General features: G+C 45.0%; 14 protein-coding genes. 4 read left to right on the plus strand and 10 right to left on the minus strand.

The window, feature by feature from the left end; all coding sequences use genetic code 11:
• The 9 genes from BEL05_RS04625 to BEL05_RS04660 form a co-directional block, all read right to left on the minus strand.
• Positions 1-657, minus strand: a 657-nt coding sequence (locus BEL05_RS04625; protein ID WP_069670439.1) for a transposase, incomplete at its 3' end; no start/stop codon positions are given.
• 93 nt (positions 658-750) lie between these two features.
• Positions 751-1,722: a hypothetical protein gene (locus tag BEL05_RS04630; protein WP_139151819.1), complete on the minus strand. Its 972-nt coding sequence runs from the start codon at positions 1,720-1,722 to the stop codon at positions 751-753.
• A gap of 165 nt (positions 1,723-1,887) precedes the next feature.
• Positions 1,888-2,031 carry a hypothetical protein gene (locus BEL05_RS21005; RefSeq protein ID WP_175427317.1) on the minus strand — a complete coding sequence of 48 codons (144 nt, stop codon included), beginning with the start codon at positions 2,029-2,031 and terminating at the stop codon, positions 1,888-1,890.
• A gap of 93 nt (positions 2,032-2,124) precedes the next feature.
• The gene (locus tag BEL05_RS04635; protein WP_028762250.1) at positions 2,125-2,478 is read right to left on the minus strand and encodes a hypothetical protein; all 354 of its coding nucleotides are present in this window, start codon (positions 2,476-2,478) and stop codon (positions 2,125-2,127) included.
• 1,350 nt (positions 2,479-3,828) lie between these two features.
• Complete coding sequence (locus tag BEL05_RS04640) at positions 3,829-4,356, minus strand: cytochrome b/b6 domain-containing protein (RefSeq protein ID WP_069670441.1); 528 nt, start codon at positions 4,354-4,356, stop codon at positions 3,829-3,831.
• A gap of 9 nt (positions 4,357-4,365) precedes the next feature.
• A complete protein-coding gene (gene hemG, locus BEL05_RS04645) occupies positions 4,366-4,887 on the minus strand; it encodes a menaquinone-dependent protoporphyrinogen IX dehydrogenase (protein ID WP_028764189.1) in 522 nt (173 codons plus the stop codon).
• A gap of 252 nt (positions 4,888-5,139) precedes the next feature.
• Complete coding sequence (locus tag BEL05_RS04650; RefSeq protein ID WP_069670442.1) at positions 5,140-6,762, minus strand: di-heme oxidoredictase family protein; 1,623 nt, start codon at positions 6,760-6,762, stop codon at positions 5,140-5,142.
• A gap of 156 nt (positions 6,763-6,918) precedes the next feature.
• Positions 6,919-8,067, minus strand: a complete 1,149-nt coding sequence (locus BEL05_RS04655) for an imelysin family protein (RefSeq protein ID WP_069670443.1) — start codon at positions 8,065-8,067, stop codon at positions 6,919-6,921.
• A gap of 42 nt (positions 8,068-8,109) precedes the next feature.
• On the minus strand, positions 8,110-9,489 hold the full coding sequence (locus BEL05_RS04660) for a hypothetical protein (protein WP_069670444.1): 1,380 nt from the start codon (positions 9,487-9,489) through the stop codon (positions 8,110-8,112).
• 224 nt (positions 9,490-9,713) lie between these two features.
• Between BEL05_RS04660 and BEL05_RS04665 the strand changes: the two genes are divergently transcribed.
• Both BEL05_RS04665 and BEL05_RS04670 read left to right on the plus strand, forming a co-directional pair.
• Positions 9,714-10,883, plus strand: a complete 1,170-nt coding sequence (locus tag BEL05_RS04665) for an MFS transporter (RefSeq protein WP_069670445.1) — start codon at positions 9,714-9,716, stop codon at positions 10,881-10,883.
• Between the two features lie 70 nt (positions 10,884-10,953).
• Positions 10,954-11,787, plus strand: a complete 834-nt coding sequence (locus tag BEL05_RS04670) for a TIGR03899 family protein (RefSeq protein WP_069670446.1) — start codon at positions 10,954-10,956, stop codon at positions 11,785-11,787.
• A gap of 12 nt (positions 11,788-11,799) precedes the next feature.
• Here the strand turns inward: BEL05_RS04670 and cobA are convergent, their stop codons facing one another.
• Positions 11,800-12,609 (minus strand): uroporphyrinogen-III C-methyltransferase, encoded by an 810-nt coding sequence (cobA, locus tag BEL05_RS04675; protein WP_069670447.1) that lies wholly within the window; start codon positions 12,607-12,609, stop codon positions 11,800-11,802.
• A gap of 246 nt (positions 12,610-12,855) precedes the next feature.
• Here cobA and BEL05_RS04680 point away from each other — a divergent pair, with 246 nt between their 5' ends.
• Together BEL05_RS04680 and BEL05_RS04685 are read left to right on the plus strand one after the other, a co-directional pair.
• Positions 12,856-13,782: a phospholipase A gene (locus BEL05_RS04680; RefSeq protein ID WP_069670448.1), complete on the plus strand. Its 927-nt coding sequence runs from the start codon at positions 12,856-12,858 to the stop codon at positions 13,780-13,782.
• A 34-nt stretch (positions 13,783-13,816) separates the two neighbouring features.
• Complete coding sequence (locus BEL05_RS04685) at positions 13,817-15,277, plus strand: S41 family peptidase (RefSeq protein ID WP_069670449.1); 1,461 nt, start codon at positions 13,817-13,819, stop codon at positions 15,275-15,277.
• Positions 15,278-15,365: the final 88 nt, after the last annotated feature.

The raw sequence follows: 15,365 nt of genomic DNA on the forward strand, positions 1-15,365 counted from the left end.
CTTAGGCTGCTCACCTTTGATTACCGCTTTTATCCGTTGTTGGATACTGGTGTAGTCACTATGCTCTGGGGTACTGGCCTTCTTGGCTCTAACAGGGTTTAACTCTACATACGCCATACAGGCTAATACTGCGACTTCATCTAAAAGCGCCTGAGATTTAAACCTGCCCTCCCAAAATCGACCTGTGCAGTTATCTTCTTGATTGGCTTGTCTAGCGATGGGTTCGTTAAGGCAACGCATAAACCAGGAAATATCACATAAGCGACTGCGGTAAATGGCTATTGTGTGCTTTAACCTTGCAACTTCATGGGGGTCAATCAGCTGACCATTGGCAAACTTATGGGTTAATTCATCGCCTTTAAACAACTTATGCCATTGCTCGATGACATCGCGGTCACTCCAGCGGTTTACCGTTTCAATATCAATATGCAACACCACATGCAGATGATTAGACATCACCGCATAAGCCGCCACATCAATAGCAAAGACTTCGGTAAGTTCAAGAATTAATGATTCAACCCACCCTCGTCTGTGGTCATAGTTGTTACCTGTGTATTTATCGTCACCACATAAGAAAGCGCGGCGAACAACACGGCTACAACAATGATAATAGGGAGTGTCTTCCAAACTAATTTGAGTGCTGCGAGGGCGTGGCATAAAAACCTCCTTGTTCAATGCTAAATCAAAGCATAGTTAGAGGTTTGCTTCTGCGCAATTAATGATGGGTGTCTATGTTTTGGTTAGATTGCATTACTTCTTATCTATTGCCGCTTTCAACAAGTCTAATATTGCCTTATTTGAAACAGGGTCTTCTACTTTTGGTTCAGTGCTATTTAAACCAAAGAACTTCTTAGTTAGCTCTTCTTTAACCTTATCCCTTGTGTCTTTAGGCAATTTTTCCAAATATGGATCTAGGGAAGCCAACTCCAATTCAGATCGTCTATTATGGTTTTCTAAACTTCGATGTTTGGCAGATTCTTTGGCAGCATAAGCAGCAGGTATAGCTAAGACAAGAGCAGCACCTACTCTAAATAATGCTAATTTCCAATCAAACCCATTTGTAGCGGATATAAAAATTGTAACGCCAATAATTAAAACCATTCCTATCATCAAGCTAAGTGCAATGCGCCGCCAAATATCTGCTGCTTTTTTCTCATTGTTTGCAATATTTTGATAGTTACCTGTTATGCCAATATTTCCGATAATTTGTAGCAAGGTAGAAGCTTCAGATTTCTTCTCTTCTAATTCGTCTAAAACTGCCTGAGCATCCGATTTCTGTTTCTCAGTTTGCTCACTAAAACTTTCTTCATGCTTAATTAGAAGTTCTTCCACTTTTTCTTCATTTGTAACTACGTTAGCGTTTAGTTTTTCGCTAATATCTTCTGAAAAATCTTGATATTGGCTTTTAAAGCTATTCGTGGTTTCGCCTAGCTTTTCAGAATATTGTTGCTCAGTTTCATCAAATCTTTCGTTAAAACTACCAAGTGATGTTTGAATGCTTTCGTCATACTTTTCGATTTCAGCTATTAATTCTTCAAGTTTGTGTTTTTGTTCTGTTGAGTCATTCGTAATAGTTTCAACAGATTCAAATAGTTCATCTTTTGATTTTTTTAATTCAGAAAAAGACTTTTCGATTAATTTTTTAAATTCAATAAGTGAGTTAGTAAATGATTGCTCTGTAATAATTTGTTTGGTAACAGGCAATGCGTTTAGTTGCACCATCAAGTTGTCAATATGCGCAGATGTATTATTGAGGTGCCCCATATTATTATTTGAAATGTAACTATTAATCTCTGAAATTATACTCCATATATAGCTATTGGCTTTATCTAAGTTCGCATGATTTACGAGTGCAGGAATCAAGTTTTGAAGACATAAATCAGCATATTATTTCGCTTGAGTAATACGATCAATAATTTCAATCATATTGAGGTCGTCAGATATAAGTTCTTTAGCCTTCAATCTTTCTGTCAAATTCTCAATGCTTGCATGAATAGCATGCTCATTGAATCTATCGTCCCACTGTGACATTTGATCTCCTATCTATGATTGCAATCTAACGCCTCGTTAAGAGGCAAATAATATGTTGGCTAAAATAAGCGACGCAGGAGCAAAAGCCAACTGTTATTTATCCTGCTTTAACGACTTGTTATATGCCCGATTATACAAAGCTACAGCATGTTTTGCAGGTTCGCTCTTAGTTAAAAGATAATTGGCTATAAACATCGCTGGAAATAGTAACAAGAAGACCAAATTACTAGCATCGTTTTTTGCCGCAGACGACCAAACAGGAATACTAAAATTACCACTTAATAAAAAAGTAGAAACAAAAAAGCATTTTAGATAGCCATCCGCTTTTTGGTAAATAGCTAAATTACGATAAAAAAAGAATGCTGCCACTAAGGCTACTAAAGTAGAAACTGCAACTTTGTCATAGTATTCACTAGCAAGTGTTGAAGCTAAAAAGCCGGGGTACATTGCTAGAACTGCACAAGGAAGTGCAATTATATTCTTCGATTTAATAGTGCACCTCAACTTCCTTTAGGGCATATAACGATCGTGGTTCACGAGCCGAAGGTCTCGTGAAACGGCTTGTTCTTTACTTTCGGAGAGAGGAGGTTATCGCTACTCAATCCGTGAGTTTATATTCCATGCCCTTGGGGCTTAATTAATGCCCCCTGCGGCGTGAGGGAAGCATCGCTGCTTTACTTGAAGTCAATTGCAGGTCTCTTAAAAGCTTCGCTTTACGAGCCTTAGCAAGTGCCTTCAAGCTATCATAAATTAGGCGTTTCTTCCATCGCGTTTGGCTCTATCTATTCCTTCGGCTAGACTTAAATATCACTTCTTTTTTGCTAAAAATCGTCTACCGCAGGTCAAGAACATTTTATTAGTGCGCATGCGCGTTTACCTCGTTGGACCAGTGAAAACGCGCACAGTTAACTATCTGTATATAATGAACTTATCAGCATTTTGCTAAATATACCATCTGGAAAAACGCGCATGCGCGTTTTCCAAACCTATTATCTACTTGACGAATAGCATAAGCGATTAATTCTAATACTCTTTATTTAAATAAAAATGAGAAAACGCGCACAAATTCAGGATGAAAATCGTTCAAAATCCTGATGATTTGAATATGACTGTATAGTTATCCAGTTTTTGGTTGGGGAGTAGTGAATTACATCTCGCTGGTGTCGCGATGAAAATGTCTAGGCCAGAAAGCCCGTTAGGTACTGATCCACCGACAACGTGTTAAGTCATTTTGAGGCAAAAGCACGTTAGCTTTTTACTCGCCACTCACTCCAAATGAAGTAAAATCGAAGAGAGTTAATATCCTAGTGTAAGCACGGTTTTGGCCTTCGAAATCATGGATGATTTCGCAGAGCCCACATGGAAGTGCTCGTGGCGAGCCAAAAGAGCGCTTGCACATTCCTCGCCGGACAGGCGTTAAGTAACAGCAAAGGTGTGACCTTCTAAAACACCCAACAAATAAGATGCAGCCAAACGCTACTTAAGCGAAATGAAAAAATGCCAGACCTTCATTCCAAGGCCAACCCACTTTGGGGCAAAAGCACGTTAGCTTTTGCCTCGCCACTCACACCAAATACAGTCAAATCGAAGAGAGTGAATAACCCAGTGTAAGCGCGGTTTGGGCCTTCGAAATCATGGGCGGCTCACAACAGACGCTTCACTAACCGAGCCCAAATAGCGCTTGCACACAAGCTCACCGCAGGTGATAGGTTGTCATGAAGGTACGATCTTCAAACACACTTACCAAGAAACACGCCGCTAAACGCCAATCAAGCAAAGTCAAAAACCTAATTCGGTCTAATTGCGGATAAAATCCAGAAGGTGGGCTGCCGCGCAAATGCTATGAATAATGATAAAGCCGATAAAACCATGGGCGGCACTATGGTGATAACTGCGCCAATTTAACGCTTCACTACTGCCTTGAGTGAAATACCACATGGCACCCGTTATCGAGACTAATAGCAATAAAATTAAGCCAATCCCCTCAATAGCACTAAACAGTCCACGTCCACCAGCCAGCGGGATTTTACCTTTTTTTAAACCACAGACATCCTGACTCAACTGCGTAAAGTCACCGGCTAACCAAGAAAAGTATTGACGCCACTTACCCTTTATCACATTGGTCAGCAGCATAGAGACGGATAAACAGGCCACCACCGCCCCTAGATAAACATGCAATAGATCCCATATCGACGCTTGGGTTCGAATCGCACGACCCATCAAGATCCAACCGCTAGTGCTAATCAAAAATAGTGACAACACAATCACCAGTAGATGCTGGTAGGTGAGGAGCTGTTTTACAGTGTTAGACAGCCACTTGGGCATATTGCTCTCCTAAGCGCGATGAAGCTGCTCGGCATAATAGGTCACTTTATCCCAATCTGTGTACTCAACCTTAGTGTTTGCATCAGTTGGGCCTTTGGTTATCCACATGATAAAGCGAATAATATTTCTGTCTAATGCATTGTAGCCCTGATAGTCCAAGTTCCCGCCAAACACTTCAAGTAACTTAGGCCGCCACTCAGTCTTACTTAAAAATGCTTGCATATAAGGATTGGTTTCAGGGGTGTTTTTTGCAGGCTTTCTGGCCACTAAACTCACCGAAAAGAAACTGTTTGCTTTGCTGTTTAACAGCGCCAAATTATTTGCAATAAAGTCATATACGGCCGGGTTGTGCTTGCCATGGCGAATACTGGCACCTATTACCACCTTATCAAAATCCGCGAGTGAAGGCGGGTTATCGATAGTGGCACAGGTGACCTCATCACCCAATGCAACCAACTCTTGCTGCAGGAAATCGGTGATCTTACGTGTCTGTCCATGCACGCTAGAATAGATAATTAAAATTTTACTCACTGATGCCCCTAACTTTTTTGTTTCATTCTATGGCTCAATCATAGGTGATATCGCCCGATATTTAATTGAAACAGATCACGAGGGTAAAGTGCAAAACTAAGTGGATGTTTATCTAGTTCACAAATATCCATTTTCTATCATGTAAAGAGCAAAAAGCGGAGCTTAGCTCCGCTTTTATAGCTTGCCTAATGGGAGTCAGATAAGCCTGATTCATCACGCTTATTTCACTCACCGCAAAGCGGACGTTTAACGTTACAGTGACATCACAAAATCGATCAGCTGGGTTCGCTCTGTCACTGACAACGCCATAAATTTGTCTGTGCTCGTTTGTGCTTCACCGCCATGCCATAAAATGGCCTCTTCGATCGTGGCCGCACGGCCATCATGTAAGAAGCCCGCTTGCGGATTTACCGTTTGAGTAAGCCCTATGCCCCATAACGGTCGCGTACGCCACTCGTTACCATTGGCAAGGAAGTCTGGACGACCATCGGCAAGTTCATCCCCCATGTCGTGCAGCAACATATCGCTAAAGGGATAAATTGTTTGCCCCTTGAGCGCCTCAGCCATAGGTTTTCCGCCTATTTCACCGGTTGACTTGGTCACAAAGCGTGGTTGATGACAGCCGCTACAATTAACCAACTCGAACAACCTCGCGCCTTCACGTACATCGGCATTACCGCTGTTTCTGCGTGCAGGGACGGCTAAGGTTTCGGCGTAAAATACCACATCGTCACTGAACGCGGCACTGGCTTCGGGCGCACCATGTTCATCACTGCCACTATCCACAAAACCTGTGCGGGTTAGGTAACTGTCATGCATCGAGGTGCCCGCAATGCTCTCATCGGGAAACAGTGGATTAGTGATCCCAATATCACCGCGCAACGCCCCTAAAGATTGTACCCGTACACTCGGAGTGTTGGCTTTCCAACCAAATCGGCCTAATGACACTGGGTGTGTATCTCCCTTTTGCGCCTTCACTGCATCAAAAACATAGTTGGCGCGGCCAGAGATCTTGTCGCCATTAGTATCATTCTCATCCACCAACGCTAAAATATCAGCTTCAGGGATCGCCTCCAGCAGGCCAAGACCAAATACTGGCATACCGTTGCGCCATCCCATCAATACATCATCTTGCAGTAAGTTGGAGGTAAGGTTACTGCTCTGTTTGGTTTCTCCTGGCGCATCGAACGGGTTTTCAACCGCAAACAATGGCTTTTTCAAGGTCACTTGGCTGCCATCAGGATAGCTTACCACTTTGGTTGCATAAGAGAGATACACATCGGCTTGGCCTCCAAACAGATTTTGCTCCCAGTCGGCACGCGCCTTTAATACACCACGATGAAACAGTTGACCACCAAAGTTAGGCACAGGAATGGGGGCACAGTAATTGTTGGCTGCCGTCCCTGTAACACAAGGCTGGTTAGGCGCCTTGCTGATGCGCAGAAAAATACCCGCGTCGGAGCCCAACTTAATGCGCGCCTTACCCACAGGCACAATAGGTGTAGAGTTACGGCCATCGCGCTGATGACAGGAGTTGCAGTCGGCGTTGTTAAACACAGGCCCTAGGCCATCAAGATCAGGATGTTCGCTGTTAGGCGCTGTGGTAAAGGCGGTTTCAAAATTGACATCACCCGCTAAGTGTTGCGCAAGCCCGGGCGCATTGAGATTGGGGGCGGGGGTAGAAAAGCCATGGCCAGAGGCGGAGGCATCGAAAGTGGTGGTGTCACCGCCTAACGCGGTCACGTCTGTGTAGTCTGGGTAGATTTGTTCAGGTACTGGTTCTGTGACTTCGTCACCAGAACCACCGCAACCGCCTAACAGTAGGCTGCAAGCGATGACGGCAACAAGATAGCTTAACTGGGTTGTTGGTTTCATTAACCTTGCTCTCTTAAATTTAGCAAATTGAATAGCCGATGTGACACTAAGCCACTGACGTCGCACACATCGAAACTGAACTTTAACCACTTTTTTTATAAGGTTTTTGTGGTATTAAAAAGGAGGCGCATTGCACCTCCTTGGGTTAAGGCGTGACTATACCGCCCATTTTTTCAGTAATGGCAGCAGATCATTTTCTAAGCTAGCCTGCAGTTTAGACAGCGCATCAATCGCTTTTTGTACCCGCTCACGTCCCTCTGTATCCTTAATCGCTTGGCGAAATGGCATATTATTAGTGCCAGCAATGGCGCGAATTTGGATAATGGCATCATCAATTTCACTCGAGATCCGCGTCGCTAATACGCTGTCGGCAGCCTTAACGAAATCCACCAGCCCTTGCTTGTCGGCTTCACCCGTCAATTCACCCTGATAGATGTTGCGCACGCCAATGATGTTGTCACTGAAGTCGGTTAATGAGTTCCATGAATATTGCGACTCAACCTTTGACGTGTCTGCGGTATCAATTGAGGTGCCAAATGGGTCTGCAATTTTGCCGTTACCCACCTCATCGACAATCCCTATCATGCCATTCACTAACTCTTCGACGACACCGACTTGTGAACTGTAAAAAGTATTGCCTGCTACACCTGGGTTTTTAACCAGTTCGCCATAGGCTAGACCGGTTTGGCCGTCATGACTCACAGTCCACGAATCAGCCAATATCTTGGTGTAATCGCGAAACACCTCAGCCAATCCCATCAGGTAGTCACGCTCACTCGCCGTCATCTGGCCAATATCTTTGCTGTTGTCAGCAATACCGTCACCAAACAGCAGGAACTCCATAGTATGGAAACCTTGCACATCGTCGTTCCAACCTTTAATGGTTTCAGCATCAAAACCTGACGTGGTGGCTAAGACAGTTTTAAGATCTGTGGTGTTAAGAGGCCAGCTGTCTAAATGTGGGTCAATACCCAATGAGTCGACTGGGCCAAAGATGTGTGACTCACCTTGCTCCCATGGCTGACGTGCCGCTTTCCACGCATCTTGGGCGGCAACTAAGTTGGCTTGTGATGGCGAGGCAACTAAGGTTTGAGTCGCTTGGTACAAGGCTTCGCCTCGGTTAGCTAAAGCGGAGTAACCACTGACGATCACTTCATCATTTAGGTTGGTGATCATTTCTGTCGCCACAAAGCTAAAACGATTGTCAGGAACCACCACTGTGGAATCATCACTGCCTGACCCACCACAGGCCGCGAGCGTTGAGATAAGGGCTAAAGCGATTGCGCTGTATGTTAACTGTTTCATCTATAACTCCATTTATTCAAAAAATTTTAGTTGGCTTAGCCATTAAAGTGAGAATTGGTAGCCCACACCGAGGGCAAAAAAGTTGGTATCAGGGATAGATGCCACCGCCACTTGTTGGCGACCCGCTTCGGCCTTAATCACAATTTCAGGAATAGGGCTATAGTTCACCCCAAGACTGGTCCAGGTATTTTCATAACGCTTGGTCGCCGTCCCCGTTTCCACTTCCGCAAGGGGATTGGAGTAGTCGATGTTGGCAAATACGGTTAGCGGCAAAGACCAGAAGTGGCTCAAATCGATACCAGCTTCAACAAAGAAGGCTTCTGACTTACTGCCTAATTGAGCAAAGTTACCTGGCTTTAAACCTGGTGTGGTTTTATTAGCTTGAGTGATCGCATCTGCATCACTGAGCGTTCCTTGCAGATATTGGCCACGCAATATCCAAGGCCCTTCAACATAGGCACCTGATACGGCCAAAATGCTGACGCTACCCTCACCAACGACCTTATTGCTTTTGTGACGGTTACCACTGGTATTACCGTAGTAATAAGCCACGCCGACGGCTGTTCCCTGTTTAAAGCTGCCGTAATCAACACGTAGTGCATAAGCTAGATCGTCTGCGTTAACAGTTTCAAAGCGCTTTTGATGCCCAGATGCGATCCAGTCGTAGGTGCGGAAATATTCAGAATTGAGACCGCTAACCACTTGGGCTTGATAATGAAAGTTGGCGTACTCACCAAAGATCCCGACACCGGTTTCATTCCATACGGCTGGTAGCATCGCGGTCTCACTGCGATGACGCAGCACGGTTAGATATTGGTTGGGTTTATGCAACACGCTCGACAACCCAATAGGCAAATGGATGTTACCGAACTTGACGCCAAAAAGATCATTGGGGCGATACCTTATCTGCGCCTTTTCAATCATCACTTCACCGCCCGCTTCGACCTCGGATTCAAACTCACCAAACTCATCGAAGCCGTCGTACTCTAATGCTGTTCCAGTGCCCCCATGCTCATATTCAATCTCAACTTCCATGTCCCACTGGTCATTAAATTGATAACCAAACTCAGTCACAATACGCTCTAAATCGAAACGGCCACGGCGCTCTGGTGTGGTGTCTTGGACATTGTCGTAATACTCGTCACTGGTGTAATTAACCGTGCCATAGGATTCAAATTTAAAGCGGCTCCAAGGGCTCTGCTTAGCTTCATTGGTTATCACTTCTTTAACCATTTGCGCCTGTTGTGCTTGCTGCTGTTCCTGCTGCACTGCGAGCGTGGCCAACTGCTGTTTAAGCGCCTTAAGTTCATGTTCTTGACGTTCAATCGCTTGCAGTAACATTTGTGGATCGGTCGCCGCCAACGCATTTGTGCCCAAAAGGCTAGCAACACAAAGCCCAAGCAGGCTCAACTTACTCTTCATACTTTCTCCATGCTGATTAACAGCTTCCCCCGTAATTGCGTGGGAAATTACAGTAAATACGAATCATTTTCATTACAATTTACATTTGTTAACAACACAGCATTTAAAAAATAGCGATGATTACTCACCAGAAAACAACAAGATTCAAACAAGTTTGCGGGGGTATCTCACATTGCTGTAGACTGTTTTATCTTAAAAACTGCCCGCAAAAGTGAAGCCTAGTAATGGAAAGAAGCCCTCAGAAGCTATTGTTATGGATGACATTTATTATGTCGCTGGTGTTTTCCGTTTGGCAGGTGCTACTGAATAACTTTGTCATTGAGCGAGCTAATTTTACTGGCGCAGAGATAGGCATGCTACAAAGCCTACGCGAGGTGCCAGGTTTTCTGGCGTTCACCGCAATTTTCATCCTGTTGCTGCTCAAAGAGCAAACCTTTGCCTTGTTATCATTGGCCTTACTGACCATAGGCGTAGCCGTTACCGGCTTTTTTCCGCAAGTGATTGGCTTGTATGTGACCACGGTTCTGATGTCTGTGGGGTTTCACTATTTCGAAACCATTAATCAATCGCTGACGCTGCAATGGGTGGATAAAAGCGAAACTGCAGGCTTTTTTGGTAAGGCATTGGCATGGCGCTCTGCTGCAGCCCTACTCGGTTATGGCAGTATCTGGCTAATCATGAGTTGGTTACAATTGGACTACCAATGGATGTACGCCATCATTGGAGTACTAGGACTGATCATGGTACTCACTTTAGTGATCTACTTCCCGCAATATCCTCAAGGAGAGGTTCAGCATAAGAAGATAATTTTACGCAAACGATACTGGCTCTACTACTTATTGACCTTCTTCTCTGGCGCGAGACGACAGATATTTATGGTGTTTGCAGGCTTTATGATGGTAGAAAAGTTTGGCTACAGCGTCAGTCAGATCACCGCATTATTTCTTATCAACTACGTGGTCAACCTGCTATTTGCTCCTGCGATAGGGCGCTTTATCGGCCGTATCGGTGAGCGTAACGCGCTGACCTTGGAGTATATCGGCCTAATCATCATTTTTACCAGTTACGCATTTGTCGAAAGTAGCGATGTCGCCGCCGCATTGTATGTGATCGATCATCTGTTGTTTGCCATGGCGATAGCCATCAAAACCTATTTCCAAAAAATTGCTGCGCCTAAGGATATAGCAGCCACCATGTCAGTAAGCTTTACCATTAACCATATCGCCGCCGTCGTGATCCCCTTGTTGTTAGGACTACTATGGCTGGAGTCTATTAAGATGGTGTTCTTCATCGGCGTCGGTTTTGCCGTCTGCTCACTGATATTGGCGCTAAATATTCCACGCCATCCCGATCAAGAGAACAATGTCACTTGGCTTAAGCAGCGACGTGTGTAGCTGCCCTATGGCATAACCTATTTTTTACGATAAACTGTGGCAACGCATAACTTCAAATAGAGCAAGTGAGATGGCTGAAATCGTCAATGTCTCTGCATCGCAAAGTAGTCAACCAGATGTCTCCGCACGTAAAAAGGCGTTACTACTTGGAAGACAACTTGGCTTGGGCAGCGAAGAGGGTTACCGCCCAGCCAATGCCTCTATTGCCGAGCGCGCCGAACACCGCGCCCGCAAGTTGTCGAGCCAATATCAAAGCAATATCGAAACCATTTACGCTATTGCCATCTCTCACACGCCTTCTGATGTCACTGGTGCCGATTTAGACCCTGATTGGGTCCATCAGTTTTTTAAACTGGCCGAGCAGATCCATAATAGAAATATGCAGGAGTTATGGGGACGTATTCTAGCCAATGAGATCACCAGCCCGGGAAACTTCAGCCTAAGAACTCTGTCGACCCTTAAGCAATTGACGCACAAAGAAGCACAGATGTTTGAAAAGGCCTTAACCATTGCCGTCACCATTAATGGCGACAGTAAGCTTAAGTTACTGAACGGCTATAGATACGCGCGAGGCGTGGGACGTTTATTTAGAAAATCAGAAGGGGCCACTATCGCCTTTTCACTCTTTGGTCTGCCCTACTCATCCATCTTAACCTTGATGGATGCTGGACTCTTACATCGTAGTGAGTTTGAAACCGGGGAGTTAAATTCAAAAAATCCGGTTAATTTTACTTTAGCAGGAGCTAAAAAAAGATTAACCCCTAAGCATGGCCATTTGCTGCTGAGCTATTACCGCTTAACCTCAACAGGGGATGAGTTAGCCCAACTCGTGCGGCCTAAGCCCGACCAAGAATATGCTAAAGCGCTTAATGCATTATTTAGCAAAGACTTTAAAATAGATTAACTCACTGGCCAACTATTTCAGTAATGCAGCACTGATAACATCAGTACTGCTCTGTGCTGGATTAAACCAATTTAACTGCTCGCGCAGAGTGACCACTTCTCCAATAATCATCAAGGCAGGCATCTGCAACGCTGGCGAAGCGGCAAGCTGTTCTAACTCACCAAGGGTTCCAATAAAACATTGTTGTGATGCGGTTGTCGCTTTTGACACAATAGCCACAGGCGTATCGGCCGCTCGGCCAGCGCCCATCAAGCCCGCCTGAATAATATTGGCATTGAGAATGCCCATATAGATAACCAAGGTATTTTGCTTATTCGCGTAACCAGCCCAATCCATAGGACGGCTTTCCAACTTGCAATGACCGGTAATGAAACTTACCCCTTGGGCATAATCTCTATGAGTGAGTGGAATACCTGCATAAGCAGAGGTGCCACTGGCAGCGGTGATCCCAGGGATCACTTCAAACTCAACACCAGCATCTACCAAGGTTTCAAGCTCTTCACCACCGCGACCAAAAATAAAAGGGTCTCCACCTTTTAAGCGCACCACATTTTTACGGGTAAAGGCTTTAGTCACCAGTAGTTGATTGATCTCATCTTGCGCTGCGCTATGTTTACCAGCACGTTTACCGACAGCAATTGTCTCAGCGTCCTGAGGTACAAGCGCCATGATCTCATCACTAACCAGTGCGTCATATAAGACTACATCGGCCTTTTTGAGGATGCGATAGGCCTTAAGCGTTAACAGCTCAACATCACCTGGTCCAGCTCCCACCAGCCAAACTTTGCCCTGTTGTTGCCCAGGTATCGTTAGTAGTTCCATATTCGCATCTCTCACAATATTAGTAAGGTTACTATACCGCCATTCTTATTCCATAAAAAATAGATAGGAGTTAGATTATATTCCATTTAGTTATTAGTAGCATTTACATCAAACGCTGCTTGGTAACTGGGTGAAACGAAAGTGATTTAATCTGGGTGAATAGAGAAAAGTTGTGCGCTATGATGTTACAGCGATGAAACAGTGCCACCGTGACGGCACTAAAATAGATAATGAAAGGACACAAGGATGAAGACAAAGAGCGCCATCTACGGCCTAGTGATAGCCAGCTTTCTCGGCCTATCAACGAACACCCATGCCACCGAAAACAAGGCTTCACCCAAAACCAGTAAACCCGACTCACTTCTCGATGAACGGGTAAGTGTTGAACTTGCCACAGCAGAGCTCCCCTTTGTTATAACGCCGCATAAGGTGAACTACATCTTACCTGTGACCTATAACACCACGCCTAACATGGACCCGTTCAAAGAAGAGATAGAAGAGACTGGGGCACAAGTGGATAACCTTGAAGCCAAATTCCAGATAAGCTTTAAATTTCCATTGATGTATAACGTTTTTGGTGACAATGGTCACCTATTTGTTGCCTACACCAACCAGTCCTATTGGCAGGTCTACAATAAAGAGATCTCATCGCCTTTTCGCGAAACTAATCATGAACCAGAGATTTTCATGATGTTTAACAATGACTGGAAAATTGGTCCCTTAACCAACTCGCTATGGGGCGTTGGTGCCGTTCATCAATCCAATGGACAGTCAGGTGATCTGTCCCGCAGTTGGAATCGTATCTATGGCACCATGATTTTTGACAATGGTCCATTTGCCATTGCGGCAAAGGTATGGTGGCGGATCCCTGAAGATGAAAAAGAGACCCCCACCTCACCAAAAGGTGATGACAATCCAGACATCCTAGATTACATGGGCAATTTTGAGTTAATGGCTATTTATGGTCTTGATGAACATAGATTCAGCATGATGCTACGAAACAATCTAGAAAAGCCAAATTATGGTGCGGTAGAACTTACCTGGAGTTACCCCATTATCGGTAACCTCAGAGTCTATGCCCAATACTTTAATGGCTATGGTGAGAGCCTTATCGACTACAATGCACACACGAATAGGTTTGGTATTGGCGTCTCAATAAATGACATTCTATGATGCGTTAAGCATTACGTAACCAGCAAGGAGCATGATGAAATTTGGACATCAAACCATTATTAATGGTTTCGGGTTAATCATGCTCATCAGCTGTATTCAGCTGACCATCATCGCGATTAAGAGCGAGCCCCCTAAACAGCAGTTGAGCTACAGTGAAGTGCGCCATGAACTTCAGACCTTGCGTCAACACGTCACGCAATTCTCTGCTGTTGCCGCGCAAAACCCGGCACAATTTGACGCATTCAGTCGTCAGCTTGAACTCATCGACGCTCAGCACCGAAATGGGATGTCGACTAAGATACTAGCCAGCCAAATTGCCAAAGCTTTAGCCTACCTAGATGACGCTAGCGCAACCATCTCGCCAATTTCATCACGGTTTACTTTACCCATTAACCTCAGAACCATTGACAGTGATTGGCTCGCCTTAGATGAGCAAGGCAACCCTATTGATACGGATGCCGCCTTCCTCACCCATATCGATGGTTTGCCAATCAGTCGTTGGGTCACCGCCAGTCAGCAGTTCTTGCCGCCGTCGCTGCGAGAACGAACTTCACTGCAGATTCAATGGTTAAAACGTCTCTCGGTGCTGCGCGCCGAAATAGGCATAGAAGATAAACCTCAGGTACGACTAACACTGAGTGACAAAGGCGAGCTGACAACCCAGGTCATCCTGTCTTTAACCCCAGAAACACCCATGATACTGCAAGCACGCAGAGAGCAAGATAACTTTGAAAACTCGCCGTTAGGTATCATCAATGTGAACAACCTTAATGCGTTTGAGCCAAACAGTCCCTTGGCGAATAACCTACGCCGCGCCATCTTATCGCCTATAACCATTCTGGACCTGCGCTATGGCTACGGTGATTCTGATAGCTTGTTAAGTTTTTTAAACCATTATTACGGTTATCAATACCAAGCTTATCAGCCCTATGGACACCAAACTGATCTGTTATCCCCTGACTGGCAAACTAGCTCTATCTATGCCGTAGCACGCTACAAACGCCACGCCAATATACGAGCCGATTACCTACAGTCAATGCATTACACACCCTATGATCAGCTGTCGAACCAGGCACAACTTGAGCTGCAGCAGGCCACCAATCTAGTGACTAACCGTGATGACAAGCTCTTCAGTCAATGGCATGGCAAACGTTTAGCTATCGCGCCTGCCCCGGCAATGATTCTGCCTCAACCCACGCCCGGTAAACTGGTATTGATCATTGGACCACAATGTAAACACGCGTGTCAGTGGATAGCCCACTTTGCCAAAGGCTGGCCCAACACCGTATTAATTGGCGAGGCGACGCTGGGAAATGTGGATAAACACCAAAGGATTAAACTTCCCGTTAGCGGTATCAATGTTAGGGTAACCAGTACTCAAGTCTTTGATGCCATGGGGCAACAGCTGTCAGGCGTCGGAACGCAGCCCGATATTGAACAACCACTCGAAGAGACCGTCTACTGGAAAGGAATCGCCGAACTTATCCAAATGTAGCGACAAATACAACTAACCCTGCAGGCAACACAACTATAGGAATACACCATGAATACCCTAGTAAAAACCCTACTTATTTCGACCACGT

Source organism: Shewanella colwelliana (genome assembly GCF_001735525.1).
GTDB lineage: Bacteria > Pseudomonadota > Gammaproteobacteria > Enterobacterales > Shewanellaceae > Shewanella > Shewanella colwelliana.

Coding starts and splice junctions, on each gene's coding strand:
- BEL05_RS04630 (WP_139151819.1), bottom strand. CDS start 1,722: ATGGTGCAACTAAACGCATTGCCTGTTACCAAACAAATTATTACAGAG.
- BEL05_RS21005 (WP_175427317.1), bottom strand. CDS start 2,031: ATGTCACAGTGGGACGATAGATTCAATGAGCATGCTATTCATGCAAGC.
- BEL05_RS04635 (WP_028762250.1), bottom strand. CDS start 2,478: ATGTACCCCGGCTTTTTAGCTTCAACACTTGCTAGTGAATACTATGAC.
- BEL05_RS04640 (WP_069670441.1), bottom strand. CDS start 4,356: ATGCCCAAGTGGCTGTCTAACACTGTAAAACAGCTCCTCACCTACCAG.
- BEL05_RS04650 (WP_069670442.1), bottom strand. CDS start 6,762: ATGAAACCAACAACCCAGTTAAGCTATCTTGTTGCCGTCATCGCTTGC.
- BEL05_RS04655 (WP_069670443.1), bottom strand. CDS start 8,067: ATGAAACAGTTAACATACAGCGCAATCGCTTTAGCCCTTATCTCAACG.
- BEL05_RS04660 (WP_069670444.1), bottom strand. CDS start 9,489: ATGAAGAGTAAGTTGAGCCTGCTTGGGCTTTGTGTTGCTAGCCTTTTG.
- BEL05_RS04665 (WP_069670445.1), top strand. CDS start 9,714: ATGGAAAGAAGCCCTCAGAAGCTATTGTTATGGATGACATTTATTATG.
- BEL05_RS04670 (WP_069670446.1), top strand. CDS start 10,954: ATGGCTGAAATCGTCAATGTCTCTGCATCGCAAAGTAGTCAACCAGAT.
- cobA (WP_069670447.1), bottom strand. CDS start 12,609: ATGGAACTACTAACGATACCTGGGCAACAACAGGGCAAAGTTTGGCTG.
- BEL05_RS04680 (WP_069670448.1), top strand. CDS start 12,856: ATGAAGACAAAGAGCGCCATCTACGGCCTAGTGATAGCCAGCTTTCTC.
- BEL05_RS04685 (WP_069670449.1), top strand. CDS start 13,817: ATGAAATTTGGACATCAAACCATTATTAATGGTTTCGGGTTAATCATG.